At 70.3% G+C, this 13,466-nt stretch carries 15 protein-coding genes; 7 read left to right on the plus strand and 8 right to left on the minus strand.

The features are described from left to right. The first annotated feature begins 25 nt into the window (after window positions 1-25). The 5 genes from mshA to MMF94_RS28215 all read left to right on the plus strand — a co-directional run bounded on the left by mshA (window position 26) and on the right by MMF94_RS28215 (window position 5,566). The gene (mshA, locus tag MMF94_RS28195; RefSeq protein ID WP_241040242.1) at window positions 26-1,342 is read left to right on the plus strand and encodes a D-inositol-3-phosphate glycosyltransferase; all 1,317 of its coding nucleotides are present in this window, start codon (window positions 26-28) and stop codon (window positions 1,340-1,342) included. Window positions 1,343-1,385: 43 nt separating this feature from the next. Continuing rightward, the gene (locus MMF94_RS28200) at window positions 1,386-1,844 is read left to right on the plus strand and encodes a type III secretion system chaperone family protein (protein ID WP_379660307.1); all 459 of its coding nucleotides are present in this window, start codon (window positions 1,386-1,388) and stop codon (window positions 1,842-1,844) included. 81 nt (window positions 1,845-1,925) lie between these two features. Beyond that, window positions 1,926-2,552, plus strand: a complete 627-nt coding sequence (locus tag MMF94_RS28205) for a class I SAM-dependent methyltransferase (protein WP_241040243.1) — start codon at window positions 1,926-1,928, stop codon at window positions 2,550-2,552. 124 nt (window positions 2,553-2,676) lie between these two features. Next, window positions 2,677-3,684, plus strand: a complete 1,008-nt coding sequence (locus MMF94_RS28210) for a DUF4349 domain-containing protein (protein ID WP_241040244.1) — start codon at window positions 2,677-2,679, stop codon at window positions 3,682-3,684. A gap of 304 nt (window positions 3,685-3,988) precedes the next feature. After that, a complete protein-coding gene (locus MMF94_RS28215; protein WP_241040245.1) occupies window positions 3,989-5,566 on the plus strand; it encodes an AMP-binding protein in 1,578 nt (525 codons plus the stop codon). 116 nt (window positions 5,567-5,682) lie between these two features. Here the strand turns inward: MMF94_RS28215 and MMF94_RS28220 are convergent, their stop codons facing one another. The 4 genes from MMF94_RS28220 to MMF94_RS28235 form a co-directional block, all read right to left on the minus strand. After that, entirely contained in the window at window positions 5,683-6,105 is a 423-nt protein-coding gene (locus MMF94_RS28220) for a ParB N-terminal domain-containing protein (protein WP_241040246.1), read from the minus strand. A 227-nt stretch (window positions 6,106-6,332) separates the two neighbouring features. Continuing rightward, a complete protein-coding gene (locus MMF94_RS28225; RefSeq protein WP_241040247.1) occupies window positions 6,333-6,938 on the minus strand; it encodes a GNAT family N-acetyltransferase in 606 nt (201 codons plus the stop codon). Window positions 6,939-7,098: 160 nt separating this feature from the next. Continuing rightward, entirely contained in the window at window positions 7,099-7,686 is a 588-nt protein-coding gene (locus MMF94_RS28230) for a hypothetical protein (protein ID WP_241040248.1), read from the minus strand. Between the two features lie 59 nt (window positions 7,687-7,745). After that, the gene (locus MMF94_RS28235; RefSeq protein WP_241040340.1) at window positions 7,746-8,183 is read right to left on the minus strand and encodes a GNAT family N-acetyltransferase; all 438 of its coding nucleotides are present in this window, start codon (window positions 8,181-8,183) and stop codon (window positions 7,746-7,748) included. Between the two features lie 131 nt (window positions 8,184-8,314). On the opposite strand from MMF94_RS28235, the gene MMF94_RS28240 reads away from it, so the two are divergent. Beyond that, window positions 8,315-8,941, plus strand: coding sequence for an IniB N-terminal domain-containing protein (locus MMF94_RS28240; RefSeq protein ID WP_241040249.1), 627 nt, complete (start codon window positions 8,315-8,317; stop codon window positions 8,939-8,941). Between the two features lie 13 nt (window positions 8,942-8,954). Here MMF94_RS28240 and MMF94_RS28245 read toward each other — a convergent pair whose 3' ends face one another. The 4 genes from MMF94_RS28245 to MMF94_RS28260 form a co-directional block, all read right to left on the minus strand. After that, on the minus strand, window positions 8,955-9,311 hold the full coding sequence (locus tag MMF94_RS28245) for a DUF1636 family protein (protein WP_241040250.1): 357 nt from the start codon (window positions 9,309-9,311) through the stop codon (window positions 8,955-8,957). A 168-nt stretch (window positions 9,312-9,479) separates the two neighbouring features. After that, entirely contained in the window at window positions 9,480-10,775 is a 1,296-nt protein-coding gene (locus MMF94_RS28250) for a metal-dependent hydrolase family protein (protein ID WP_241040251.1), read from the minus strand. A gap of 29 nt (window positions 10,776-10,804) precedes the next feature. Next, window positions 10,805-11,566, minus strand: coding sequence for an alpha/beta fold hydrolase (locus MMF94_RS28255; protein WP_241040252.1), 762 nt, complete (start codon window positions 11,564-11,566; stop codon window positions 10,805-10,807). A 12-nt stretch (window positions 11,567-11,578) separates the two neighbouring features. Then, on the minus strand, window positions 11,579-12,457 hold the full coding sequence (locus tag MMF94_RS28260; RefSeq protein WP_241040253.1) for a fumarylacetoacetate hydrolase family protein: 879 nt from the start codon (window positions 12,455-12,457) through the stop codon (window positions 11,579-11,581). 144 nt (window positions 12,458-12,601) lie between these two features. On the opposite strand from MMF94_RS28260, the gene MMF94_RS28265 reads away from it, so the two are divergent. Further along, window positions 12,602-13,264: a FadR/GntR family transcriptional regulator gene (locus MMF94_RS28265; RefSeq protein WP_241040254.1), complete on the plus strand. Its 663-nt coding sequence runs from the start codon at window positions 12,602-12,604 to the stop codon at window positions 13,262-13,264. Window positions 13,265-13,466: the final 202 nt, after the last annotated feature.

Genomic DNA, 13,466 nt, shown 5'->3' on the forward strand with positions numbered 1-13,466 from the left:
GCGGCCGCGTGCTACACAGGAGCCCGTGACCTCCGCCAGTGACGGTGCGGCGCGACGCCGACCCCGCCGGGTGTGCCTGCTGTCCGTGCACACTTCGCCCCTCGAACAGCCGGGCACCGGCGACGCGGGCGGCATGAACGTCTACATCGTGGAGACCGCCCGTCGGATGGCTGCACGCGGCGTCGACGTCGAGATCTTCACCCGCGCGACCTCGTCGGAGAACCCACCGGTGGTGGAGCTGACACCAGGTGTGCTGGTCCGGCACGTGGTCGCCGGACCGTTCGAGGGGCTCGGGAAGCACGAGCTGCCGAGCCAGCTCTGCGCCTTCACGGCGGGCGTGCTGCGTACGGAGGCCCGCCACGAGCCCGGCTACTACGACATCGTCCACTCGCACTACTGGCTCTCCGGTCAGGCAGGCTGGCTCGCGAGGGACCGCTGGGGAGTTCCACTCGTGCACAGCGCCCACACGCTGGCACGCGTGAAGAACGCGGCGCTCGCCGATGGCGACCCGCCGGAGCCCAAGGTCCGGGTGATCGGCGAGGACCAGGTGGTCGCCGAGGCCGACCGCCTCATCGCCAACACCGACGAGGAGGCGCGCCAGCTCGTGGAGCTCTATGGTGCCGACCCTCGTCGCACCGCCACCGTTGCGCCCGGTGTGGACCTCGTCCGCTTCACCCCCGGCGACCGCGGGGCGTCCCGCCGGGCGCTCGGCCTCGCGCCCGACGCCGTGGTGCTCGCGTTCGTCGGCCGCATCCAGCCGCTCAAGGCTCCCGACGTGCTGCTGCGCGCGGCGGCCGAGATGCTCCGCCGCGACCCCGGGTTGCGCTCGCGACTCGTCGTGCTGGTCGCGGGCGGACCGTCCGGCAGCGGCCTGGCCGAGCCCACGGCGCTGCAGGAGCTGGGCTCCTCCCTCGGGATCACCGACGTGTTGTGGTTCCTGCCTCCGCAGACGAGGCAGAACCTGGTGGACGTCTACCGGGCTGCCGACGTCGTCGCCGTACCGAGTCACAACGAGTCGTTCGGGCTGGTGGCACTGGAGGCCCAGGCTTGTGGCACGCCGGTGGTCGCGGCGTCGGTCGGCGGTCTGTCGGTGGCGGTGGCCCACGGGCGGTCCGGCCTGCTCGTGCCGGGGCACCGGGCGGGGCAGTGGGCCGACGCGCTCGGCGCGGTGGTCAGCTCTCCTGGCCGCCGTGACGAGCTGGGCAGCGGTGCCGTGCAGCACGCACACAAGTTCTCGTGGGAGCGCACGGCCGACGCGCTGCTGGTCACCTACGCCGAGGCGGCCGCCGAGTACGCGGAACGCCAAGGGCTGGTGGTGCGCCCGACGATCCCGGCGGGATGATCGGTCCGTGAGCACGGAGGACGTGGCGGTGGTCGAGGAGCGGGTGGCGGGCGCGCTGGCCGAGCTGGAGGCCGACCACCATCGGCGCGGAGCCGGGCAGTTCCTCGTGACGCTGCCCGGCACCAACCGGTTGCAGACGCACTGCTGGCTGCTGGTCCGTGAGCACTCGCTGTTCGTGCAGGCCTTCGTGTGCCGGCAGCCCGACGAGGACCACGACGCCGTCTACCGGTTCTTGTTGCAGCGCAACGCCCGGCTCTACGGCGTGCACTACGCGCTGGACCGGGTCGGCGACATCCATCTGATCGGACGGCTCTCCCTGCACGCCGTCACGACCGCCGAGCTCGACCGTGTGCTCGGTCAGGTGCTGGAGGCCGCCGACGGCGACTTCAACACCTTGCTCGAACTCGGCTTCGCCTCCTCGATCCGCCGCGAGCATGCCTGGCGGCAGGAGCGCGGCGAGAGCCTCGCCAACCTGAAGGCCTTCGAGCACCTCTTCGACTGACGGGTTTGCCGTTCTTGCAAGATCTCTTGTCATCCGGTGGCGTCAGGCTCGACAGTCGACCCTTCGCAGAAGGGAACATCGATGGACGAACGCTTCACCGCTCCGTTCTGGGACGAGCGCTACAGCTCGGCCACCCGCATCTGGAGTGGCCGGCCGAACCCGCAGCTCGTGGCCGAGGTCGGCGGCCTGTCGCCCGGCACCGCCCTCGACGCCGGCTGCGGGGAGGGCGCCGACACCACCTGGCTCGCCCAGCAGGGATGGCGAGTGACCGCGGTGGACGTCTCCGCCGTGGCCCTCGCACGGGCCGCGGCCCATACCGATCCGGAGATCGCCGACCGGATCACCTGGCAGCAGGTCGACCTTCTCTCCGACTGGGCTCCCGAACAGCTGGCCCACGACCTGGTCAACTCCCAGTTCATGCACTTCCCCCGCGCGGTACGCGACAAGGTGTTCGCCGGCCTCGCAGCCGCGGTGGCCCCCGGCGGCAGCCTGCTCGTCGTCGGGCACCATCCCTCCGATCTCGAGACGACCGCGCGGCGGCCGCAGGACCCGGACCTGATGTTCACGGCGGAGGAGCTCGCGGCGGCCCTGGATCCCGGCCAGTGGGACGTCCTCGTCGCCGAGGCCAGACCGCGCCTGGCCGACGACCCGGACGGTCGGGAGATCACCATTCACGACGCCGTTCTGCGGGCCCGCAGGCATCCCTGATCCAGGTCGGCATCGGGGTCGTTCCAGCGGTCGTGACGCGATCGTGACCAGTCGGGACCAACCGTGATCCATGCCGCCACCGTCCTTCCCCCGATACCCCCGGGCTCGCCGGGGCGAGGAGGCGGTGACGGTGGCTCGGTGGGGCAGACGCAAGACAGTGGTGGCCGCGGCGGCGGTGGTCGGAGTGCTTGCGGTCGGCACCGGTGTGGTGCTCGTCGGCTTCTCGCCGGGAGGTAGCTCGCCGGGAGTCGCGACCGTGGCTCCCGCCCACCCCAGCTCCGGGCCGACGGTGAAGGGCGTCGTCCCCATGGACGGCGGGGCCGGGGCGTACTCGGAGCGTGCGGCCGGGAACGATGCGCGCTCGGTCGCCCCGCCTCAGGCCGTGGTTCCGGACAAGGCGGCCGGCGTTTCGGTCGGCACCCTGGGGCCGCAACTGGTGCGCACGGCCCAGATCTCCGTCGAGGTGAAGGATCCGACGGCGTCGTCGCGGCAGGTGCGGACCGCGGCAGCCGGCGTGAACGGGTTCGTCACCGAGGAGCAGTCGAGCGACACGGGCGGCCTGCTGGTGCTCCGCGTCCCGGCCGACGCGCTCGATCGCCTCGTCGACGAGATCGCAGCCGTCGGGCGGGTGGTGGGGCGCAGCAGCCAGGTGCTCGACGCCACCGAGGAGGTCGTCGATCTCGACGCGCGGGTAACGAGCCAGCAGGCCAGCGTCGCTCGGGTGCGGGCGTTGCTCGCGGAAGCCACTTCGATCGGTGACGTGGTGGCGATCGAGTCGGAACTGGCGCGCCGGGAGGCCGACCTCGACTCGCTGACGAGCCGGCTCGACGCCCTGCGCGACCGGGTGGCGCTGTCGACGTTGACCGTCGATCTGCGGTCGCCGGGAGCCCCGCCGGTGGGCGACCAGCCCCCGCCGGGATTCCGCGACGGTCTGGTGGCGGGCTGGGACGGGCTGCGTGCAGCAGGCACCGCTGCGGCCGCGGTGATCGGGTTCCTCTTGCCGTTCCTGCCGGTGGTAGCCATGCTGGGCGGGATCATCTGGCTGGCCAGGCGCGTTGTCCGGGCTCGAAGGGCGCCGGCATCCGCAAGTGCGGGTGGGCGGAGCGGCCCGGGATCTGAGGGGGAGTCATGAACTCGGGCCACTCCGCTTACACCACCGCATCAACCGCGCGATCGGGGGCACCGCACGGTTGTGGGTTCCGGTCACGGCGAGGGGACGCCGCGCCCGGCTCGGTGCCGGCGAGTGGGGCTCACCGGACCGACGACGATCACGATGTCAGTGATTCATGACCAGAACAACACTTTCGTGTTACCCCATTCGGGTGTTTCGGTCGTGGGACCCGTGACCTCGCGTTCGTCTTAGAGTTGGCGCCGTCCGATCTGTGCGCCGTTTGGTGGAACCGGCAGTGCTGGCAGTCGCAAGGGAGCCCTGAAAAATGCCTGTCCGTAGTCACTACCCGGATGTCGAGGTCCCCGACGTCTCGCTCTTCGACTTCCTTTTCCGTAACTTCGGCGAACGGGCCGATGCCGCGGCGCTGGTGGACGGCGGGTCCGGAGCGACCGTCACCTTCTCCGAGTTGGAGCGGATGGTCCGGAAGATCGCCGCGGCGCTCGCGGAGCGAGGCATCGGCGCGGGCGATGTGGTGGGCATGTTCGCCCCGAACACACCGCTCTACCCCGCGGTGTTCCACGGTGTGCTGCGCGCCAACGCCATCGTCACCAGCGCCAACTCGCTCTACACGCCCGGCGAGCTCACCCACCAGCTGATCGACTCCGGCGCCAAGCTGCTGTTCACGGTCTCGCCGTTCCTCGACCGGGCCGCAGCGGCGGTGGCCCAGGCCGGGCTGCCTCCCGAGTCGATCATTCTGCTGGACGGGCAGGTGGACGGCTATACGTCGCTCGGCGACCTGCTGGCGAGCGAGGCGGAGCCGCCGGCACAGACGGTGGGCGCGGAGGACACCGCAGTGCTGCCCTACTCGTCGGGTACCACCGGGCGCGCCAAGGGCGTGATACTCACGCATCGCAATCTGGTTGCGAACCTGCTGCAGATCGAGCGCATGGGAAAGGTCTCCCCGCAGACCAGGATCCTGGCCGTGTTGCCGTTCTTCCACATCTACGGCATGACCGTGATGATGAACCAGGGTCTGCACAAGCAGTGCACCGTGGTCACGATGGCGAAATTCGACCTGTCGGAATTCCTTCGTGTCATCGCGGAGTACCGGGTCAATCGCGTCTACATCGCTCCTCCCGTGGCTGTCGCACTCGCCAAGCACCCGATGGTCGACGACTACGACCTGTCCTGCATCGACATCATCATCTCGGGTGCCGCCCCGCTCGACGCCGAACTCGGCCACGCGGTCGCCGTCCGCCTCGGCTGCACCGTGCTGCAGGGCTACGGGATGACGGAGCTGTCGCCGGTCAGCCACGCCATGCCCGACGACAGCACGGACATGGACCTCAACAGCTCCGGCTTCGCCCTTCCCAACATCGAGTGCAAGCTCGTCGACCCGGACACCGGCCGGGAGGTGGGCCCCGGCGAGCGGGGCGAGCTGTGGGTCAAGGGCCCGAACGTGATGAGCGGCTACCTCAACAACCCCGAGGCCACCGCGATCACGTTGGACGACGAGGGCTACCTGCACACCGGGGACGTCGCCACGGTCACCGAGGAGGGCGTGTTCTCGATCGTCGACAGGGTCAAGGAGCTGATCAAGTACAAGGGCTACCAGGTACCTCCCGCCGAGCTCGAGGCGTTGTTGCTGACGCACGACAAGATCGCCGACGCGGCGGTCATCGGGGTGCGGGACGCCGAGGGCGAGGAGGTGCCGAAGGCGTTCGTCGTCCGGCAGGCATCCGGGGCGGACCTCACCGCCGAGGACGTCATGACCTTCGTCGCGGAGCGCATCGCGCCGCACAAGAAGGTGCGCGTGGTGGAGTTCATCGACGAGATCCCGAAGTCCGCCTCCGGCAAGATCCTGCGCAAGGACCTGCGCGCCCGGGAGGCCCAGGCGCGCTGAGCACTCGGACCAGCCGGGATGCGGCCCTGACCGGGTAGAAGCGGTGGTGGCGCAGCCCAGGTGGCCGTGACGGCCCGGCGCGCGTGGCCGGCTACCCCGGCCACAGCCGCGCAGGCTCACCTCTCCGTCGGCCTGTCGGCGATCTCCGGCACTTCCCCGAACGCGGCGATGAGGACGGTGAGGTCCTCGGGACGCATCGGCCGACCGTGATCCTTGCGCAGGTCCGCTGGCTCCTTCACGAGCTCCACCGGCACTTCCGGCAGCCCGAGACGAAGCGCCACTGCGATCCGATGGTTCCCGTCGAGGAACCCGAAGCAAGTGTTGAAGCCCAGCCGCAGCGGTACGAGGATCCCGTGCTCCCGAACACTCGCCGTCAGGGCGTCAAGATGCGCCGGCGTATCGACGACCTCGATCGGCGCACCGATGAACTCGCGATCCGCGGCCCGGTAGCGGACCACCAGCTCGGTTGGTAACGAGACAACCACGCTGTCGGCCGACCGCGTGCGCGCGTGGTCGCCGGATAGGCCGTTGTCGTCCATTGCGTGCCCCCTCGGCGATGATGATCCACGTCTCTGCGGCCGCCACAAGGGCGCCTACGGAGTCGCTGCGCGCACGCGCCACCCCTTGCCCCACCGCTCCACGAGCAACGAGGGGACGGGCGGATGCGCAGGTCTGAGCGCGAGACTGCCCAGGCACGGGACCGGTACGAAACGACTACGCGGATGTTGGTCCTGGTCACGGCTCAATTGGCACGGGTCCGATGTGGTCAGTTCTCCACAGTGGACGGTGTGTGTGGCAGGTCGGGGCGGTCTCGGGTGTCATCCGCTGAGCACCGCTGGGCTGTGCCGCACCGGCCGCTTGTGGTGGCGCGCGCTGTTCGAGGTGACAAAGGGAGCTCCATGAGGGCGGCGCTGAACCCGGGGAAGTCCTTCCGGCCCACCTCGGTGAACCCGTAGCCCCGATAGATCGCCTTGAGTGTCTCGTTGTCAGCCGAACAATCCAGCCGGAAGTACTCGGCTCCCGCATCCAGACCCATGCGTCGGGCAGCATCGAGCATCACCCGCCCCAGGCCCTTGCGGCTGTGCTCCGACCCGACCATGAGCCCGTGGACATACACCGCCTTGCCTGGAGTGTCGGTCCAGAACTCCTCATCGGACCAGATCACGCGCATCGCTGCGACAAGCTCGGCGGCAGGTCGGGCGAGCACCCACCACTGTCCGGACCGCACCTGCGCGGTGACGTGATCGATGTTGACCATGCCGATCGGCCACTGCCGGATACCGCGGCCGGCCAACCAAACCTCGCGCGCACGACGCATGGAGAAGATTGCTCCGACGTCAGCTTCGGTGGCGAGGCGCACGGGAAGCGACATGTCATGACCGTATGGCCTCTGATCGGAAGCACCCGTGCGCGCCCCTTCTGCCGATCATCTGTCACGACGCTGCATCCAGCAGCGCGGGCCGGCCACGCCGGCTCGGCTCGCCTGCTCCCGCCTTCGGCCCGCGCCGGCCGACAGGTCCGGCTACCCGGTCCTACCCCGCATAGCGACGCCGTGACCACAAGCCGTGCTTCGGGGCGTCCGCACTGCCAGCGGCGAGATCGAGGGTGGCCAGGCCGGCTCCATCGGGCCCCAGTGCTCGCACGACGGGCGGGTGAGTCCTCCAGACCACGAGCAGACGTCCGTGTCTCGGGGCCGGCTTGAGCTCTCCACGGCCGAGATCGACTGCCGCGACCTCGTGCGCCACACGTAGTTCCGCGCAGCTGACGAACTGCGGCTGATCAGGCGGGTACGACCCGGAAGGGAGTGCCGTGCAGCCGCCAGCTGTCGAGGTCAACGCGCCGAGCATGTCGGCGGCAGGCGGCCGATCGGCCAGCCCGTCCTTGTCGTCGGTGTGGCCCCCGCTGCCCAGACGGATCCACTCCCCGTCCTGGAATGCGAGCGTGTGGATCTCGTGCCAGAACGTGCCGTGCCCACGGCGGACGAACCAGGTGGCCGCCACGTAGCCGTGGACGTCGTAGGCCACCGCAGCGAAACGGCGCCGCCTGCTCAACCGGGTCGGGTCGGCGTCGAACCCCGACTCGATCAGGCGGACGCTCTCGGCTGATGCGTCGTAGGCCATGACACGGACCACCTAGCTGCTCGAACGGCTCCGATGACCGCCCCGAAAGGCAAGTCGGGTCAGGGCTCCATGGCGGGGCGGGCTCCGGGGCGTTCCATGTAGCCGCTGTCGGGCGGGGCGAAGCCGAACCGCTTGTAGAGCGAGTGTGCATCCCGCGTGTGCAGCGCCCAGCGGAAGATGTGCCCCGGTCCCTCGTCGACCATGAACCGGACCAGCTCGACGCCGAGGCCCTTGCCGCGCACCGACGGATCGATGAAGACGTCGGCCAGGTAGGCGAGCGAGACGCCGTCGGAGAGGGCCCGTGCGAAGCCCACCGTGGCGCCGGACGCCGTCTCGTAGGCAGCGACCACGCGCCATGCGCCGTCGATCTGCTTCTCCACGTCCTCCCGCTCACGCCACCGTGCCCAGTACGCCTCGGTCGACAGGAATCGCCACACGGCATCCCGGTCGATCCGGCGAGGGTCGTCATCCAACTCGAAAGCACCGAACACGGAGATCACGGGGCGACCCTGCCATCCGGTCGACCACTGGGCCATCCGATAACAGGTCGTGCACACGTCAGGCGCGAAGTGTGCCGAAGCGGTTACGGTGGTCGGCGATCGATTCGTGACCATCCCGGAGGTCGCTGGTGCCGCAGCCCCTCTCGTTGCTGGACTTCCTGCGCGGGTTGCAGACCGACGCGGACTTCCGTTCTGCGTTCACGGCCGCCCCGGAGGCCACCATCGTCGAGCACGGACTGGGCGGCCTCAGTCCCGACGACATCCACGACGCATTGGTGCTGGTCGAGGACAACGAGACTGCCGACTTCGACCACGACTACGCCGCTGCGGCCGGTGTGGTCCACCCCGCGCCGCCGCCGGCCGAGGGCGAGGACGGGCCCGCCGCGCAGTACCTCAGTGAGTACCTCGCGAGCGTCTTCCCCGGCGCGGACGCCCCGGTCGCCGACGGATGGAGCACCGCCGACCCGGACCTCGACTTCGATCTCGGCCCGTTCGCGTCCGGCGACACACCCGGTGCCACCCATGACGGCATCGGCTTCGGGGAAGGGGCGGACGGCCTCGCCGCCGATGTCGACCTCGACGCGGACCCGGGCTCCGGCCCCGAGGTCGGAGACCGGTTCGCGGGGGACTTCAGTGACGCGTTCGGTGGTGGCGCAGAAGCCTTCGACGGTCCCGCGTTCGACGACGACCGACCCGACGACGTGACTGAACCGCATCACGCCGCCCCCGACGGACCCCACCATCCGATCGACTGAGCGCCACGCCCGGCTACCGCGCCGGGTCGCGCCCGCGTTTGGGCGTGACGCTGCTGATCCGGTCGGCCAGCTCGGCCGGCACCTGCCAGTCCCCGGGAGTTCCGGACGCGCACGCGTCGTGTGCCGCGGCCGCGGCGATCACGGCAGCGGCATGGCCTGCGTCGAGCCGCGAGAACCGGACGCGCGCCTTGCCCGGCCCGTCGACCGCGGCGACGCCGTCGTCGGGGCAGCCGCCGAGGCACTGCACCTTCCGGACCGTCACGGCCGCCCCGCCCGGGTGCTCGGCGATCGCGGCTGCCAGTGCACGGCCGAACTCGCCCGAGTCGTGGCTGTCGTAGCGGGGGCAGGTGCGACAGATCAACAGTGTCACCGCGGTCGCCCGCGCCGCGTAGGAACGGGGGGACTGGCCTCGTTCGTCATGGCGCCATCTCTTTCCTGGTGACGGGGCCGGCGCGAACGCTGACCGTGGCCCGTGGGGGCGGGCCACGGTCAGACGTGCTGCCGGGAGAGTCATCCGGCAGGCTCCGGGGCGCCGTCGTCAGGCGGAGGCGGGCGCCACGTTGCGGTCGCTGCTGCCCGGGTTGGGCGGCGTCGGCGCGGGCTCGTCGGCCGCCTCCTTGTGGAAGCGCCCGTCCTTCATGATGTAGTCGAGCTTGTCGCGGTCCTGCAGCACCGTGATGTCGGCGAGCGGGTCGCCGTCCACGAGGAGCAGGTCGGCGAGGTAGCCGGGCTGCACCTTCCCGAGCTCGTCGGGGCGCAGCATGATCTCGCCGCCCCACGCGGTGGCGGCGATGATCGCCTCCATCGGCGTGAACCCGAGGAGCTCGACGAAATGCTCCAGGTCGCGGGCGTAGGTGCCATGTGGTGTCCAGGCGAAGCCGTAGTCGCCACCGGGAAGGATCTTCACGCCGCGCCGGTGCATCTCGCGCAGCCCCTGGATGGCGGTCTCCAACTCCTTCTTGTAGCCGACGGCCTCCGCGGCCTCCTGCGGGAACCCGAACGACTCGGCCTCGTAGAGCGTGGCGACGAGCCAGTTGATGCCGGGCGCGACGAACACCCAGTCCTTGTTGGCCTCGAGCATGTCCATGCCCTCGGCGTCGGTGAAGCTGGCGTGGTAGATGATGTCGACCTTGTTCCGGACGCACATCTTCACGCTCTCGGCGCTGCGGGCGTGTGCACAGACCCGCTTGCCACGACGGTGCGCCTCCGCCACGGCGGCGGCCGTCTCCTCGTCGGAGAAGTAGGTGTCCTCGGCCCGCTGCGTGCCGGTGATCTCCTCGCCCGTCATCGACAGCTTGATCTGGTCGACGCCGATGTCGATCAGCTCGCGCACGGCCTTGCGCATGCCCTCCGGGCCGTCGGCGAACTTCGTGATCGACTTGATCAGCGCCCCGCCGGTGACCGCGATCTCCGGGCCGTTGGCCAGGTAACGGGGGCCAGGGATGCGGCCGGCGTTGATGGCATCGCGGCAGACCACGTCGAGGCGGTCCTTCGCCGACGCGGCCCCGAGGCACATCGTGTAGCCGGAGTCGATGTAGGTCCTGGCCGACTCGATGCAGAACAGGAGGTGCTCCTCGACGGGCAGCGTGCCCAGTCCGTCGAGGTCGGCGCTGTTGTTCCAGCTGAAGTGGGTGTGGGCGTCGCAGAGCCCGGACATCAGAGTGCGTCCACGGCCCTCGATCACCCGGGCGCCGTCGGCGGCCCCGGGGTCGACGTCGCCGACGACGGCGATGCGGTCGTTCACGACCAGCACGTCGCCGGGATAGGGATCGGCTCCGGTGGAGTCGAGGATGCTGACGCCGCGGAACAGGATCTTGCTCGTCGGGACGGGCACGGTGGGTCTCCTCGTCGCTGAGGGTGGAACTACAGGAACTTGAGCAGGAGGTCGGTGGTGGCGCGGGCCGCCTCGAGCGCGGTCCAGTGGCCGACGCCCGGCAGGATCTCCACGGTTGCCGAGCCGTGCGCGGTGGCGAGCTCCTGGCTCGCCTCGGGCGGTCCCACCTTGTCGTCGGAACCGGTGACGAGCAGCAGGGGGAGCTTCGGGTCGATGGGGCCGGGGTCGGTGGCGGCGGCGAGTGCCTCGCAGTTGCGGGCGTAGCCCTCCGGGTCCTGACGCATTACGAGCTCGCGCACGAACGCCGCCACCTCGGGCCGGTCGCGGCGGGTGGTTTCGGACACGGCGTTCGCGACCACACCGGGCGCCACGGCTGCGGTGCCTTTCTCCCGCAGGACGGCGGCCCGGTCGCGCTGGGCTTGCCGGCCCGCCTCGGCAGGCTCCCGCACGGCCCCGAGCAGTGCGAGCCCGGAGACGCGGCCGGGGTGGCGGGCGGCGAGCGCGCGCACGACGAGGGTGCCCATCGAGTGCCCGACCACCTTGGCGCTGTCGACGCCGAGCTCGCCGAGCACGGCGGCCAGGTCGTCGGCGTGGGACTCCACGCTGATGCCGTCGGCCACCGGCGAGCGGCCTGCTCCAGCGGAGTCGACCCGGATCACGCGGAAGCGGTCGACCAGTGCGTCGGCCTGGACCTGGTAGAAGTTCGAGGTGCCGCCGAGGCCGTGCACGAGCAGCACGGCCGGGCCGTCCCCCTCCACCTCGACGGCGAGTTCCTTACCGTTGACCTGCACAGTGGTCCTCTCTCAGCGGATACGGTTGGACAGCGTGCCCAGGCCGGTGATCGTGATCTCGACTACGTCGCCGCTGGTGAGGAATCGCGGCGGGTCGAAACCGAGGCCGACCCCGGCGGGCGTGCCCGTGGCGATGAGGTCTCCGGGCAGCAGCGTGGTGCCGGCCGAGATCGTGGCGATCAACTCGGGCACGTCGAAGATCAGGTCCTTGAGCGGCGCGAACTGGCGACGCTCCCCGTTGACCGTGGTCTCCAGCTCGAGCGCGGTGACGTCGCCGATCTCGTCGGCCGTGACGGCGTAGGGCCCCATCGGGCAGTGGGTGTCGAACGACTTGCCGAGCAGCCACTGCTTGTGGTCGCGCTGCACGTCCCGCGCCGTGACGTCGTTGATGATCGTGTAGCCCCACACGTGGCTGTAGGCGTCCTCGCGGGAGATCCCGCGGCCGCCCTTGCCGATGATGACGGTGAGCTCGCCCTCGTAGTCGAGCTCGGTGGTGGGGCCGGGGTCCACGAGCGCGCCCGGACCGGTCACGGCCGTGGTGGCCTTCGTGAACATGATCGGCTTGTCCGGGACGGCCTCGGAGCGGCTCGGGGTGTCGTAGCCGCTGCGCCCGAACTCAGCAGCATGCTCGACATAGTTTTTGCCGACGCACCAGATGTTGCGCCGCGGTTCGGGGATCGGGGCCAGCAGCTGGACGGATGCCAGCGGCACCGAGGTCAGCTCGGCCGACCGCTCATGCAGGAGCGGGCCGAGCGCGTCCCACGCGCCGATCACGTCGAGGACACCGGCTCCGGGCGGGAGCAACTCCTGGACGTCGTGGACCGCGTCCCCGTCGGCGCTGACCACGCCGACTCTCGGCGCGGCCCCGGCGGAGAAGGTCACCAGCTTCATCTCTCACACCAATCTCAACCAATTGAACCAATCAGAACCTGATCGACCGTACGGTGTCCCGGCTCTGCTGTCGATAGCACGCAGGCGAACGATCGGCGACGGCAAATTGGTCACGATTGGTTCAGCGTGCGGTAGGGTACGACCGTGCTGGCGGTGGAGAGGTCCCTGCGTGCGCTGCTGGAGCAGGGCACACAGAGCGGCACGCTCGGCCCCGGCTCGAAGCTCCCCACCGAGCGCGACCTGGTGGAGCGGCTGTCCGCGCCGCGCAGCGCGATCCGCCGTGCGCTCGAGGTCCTGGAACGCGACGGGGTGGTGATCCGCCACGTCGGACGGGGCACGTTCCTCACCGAGGCGGCGCTTCCGCCTGCCGACGGTGCACCGCCCGACACCAGTCCGGCCGAGATCATGCAGGTGCGGCTGCTGATCGAACCGCCGGTTGCGGAGCTGGCCGCCCGGGTGGCCACCCAGGCCGATCTCGACCGGATCGCCGAGTGCCTCCACGGCGGTGAGGGCAGCGAGGGTTTCGAGGACTTCGAGGCCTGGGACGCCCGGCTCCATCGGGCCATCGCGCTCGCCGTGCACAACGGCCTGCTGATCAGCATGTTCGACGTGATGAACACCGCGCGCAGCCTGCCGGTGTGGGGCAGCCTCAAGCGGCGCACCTCCAGCCCCGAGCGGCGGCTGCGCTACCACGAGGAGCACGCCGCGATCGTCGAGGCGCTTCGCGACCGCGATCCCACCGGTGCCCGCGACTGCATGCGCCAGCACCTGCAGAACGTCTCCGACAGCCTGCTGGGCCGCCACTAGTGTCGCGGAAACGGGGTTCCTTGCCCGGATCCGGTGACCCAGGTGCAGTGTCCCTGCGGGACACCCGCACCCGGGCAATCGCAAGGCGGAGGAGGGGCCGATACCGCTGTTGTATCGGCGCCGACGACAACGCCGCGAGGCGCCGCCTGGGCTCCGCTGTCGTCGGAGGCGGGTAAGGCGACCTCGTTTCCTCGACACCAGC

Source organism: Pseudonocardia alaniniphila (genome assembly GCF_022524485.1).
In the GTDB taxonomy this organism is placed as follows: Bacteria; Actinomycetota; Actinomycetes; order Mycobacteriales; family Pseudonocardiaceae; genus Pseudonocardia; species Pseudonocardia alaniniphila.